At 39.4% G+C, this 559-nt stretch carries 1 pseudogene; it reads right to left on the bottom strand.

Annotated elements, in window-relative coordinates:
• Window positions 1–89: 89 nt before the first annotated feature.
• Window positions 90–559, bottom strand: a pseudogene (locus C9J29_RS23945) (glycoside hydrolase family 88 protein); the annotation flags it as partial.

The raw sequence follows: 559 nt of genomic DNA, 5'->3' as shown, positions 1-559 counted from the left end.
TTGAGCGGGTTCCTATGTATCGGTAATTCATATTCTGCCATTTACACAAACCTCCTAACTATAGCGGATCAAGATCTATTAGTGGATTTTTACCAAAATAAGTCCTTGTAACCTTTTAATCTAGCAAGTCCTTCAACAAAGTAATAATCTCCATAGATTAGAGGATTATTGGTGAATTTACCTTCAGGGTAATGACTTGTTCCGTGTAAGATTAGCCCCTCTTCAGAACCTTCCCAATCACCATAATTTCTGTATAAAGATTCGAGGATTTTCTCTCCAGTTCTTTGATAAACAGGTGACTCTAATGCAGTAACTTGTTCGGCAAGTAAAAGAAGACCGCATGCCGCAATGGAACCAGCGGAAGAATCTTTTAGGGCAGGAACATCTTCCGGAATACGAAAATCCCAATTCGGAACAAAATCGTCTGACAAATGAGAAATAAAGAAATGAGCTGCTTTTTTTGACGCCTCTAAGTATTTTTCTTCTCCTGTATAGCAATAGGATAAAGCGAGACCATATATTGCCCAGGCATTCCCTCTGGACCAGGCTGAATAAGGAG

The organism is Lysinibacillus fusiformis (genome assembly GCF_003049525.1).
Lineage (GTDB): Bacteria > Bacillota > Bacilli > Bacillales_A > Planococcaceae > Lysinibacillus > Lysinibacillus fusiformis.
Note: the sequence above shows the minus strand (reverse complement) of the source record. Positions and strands in the feature narration are given on the sequence as shown.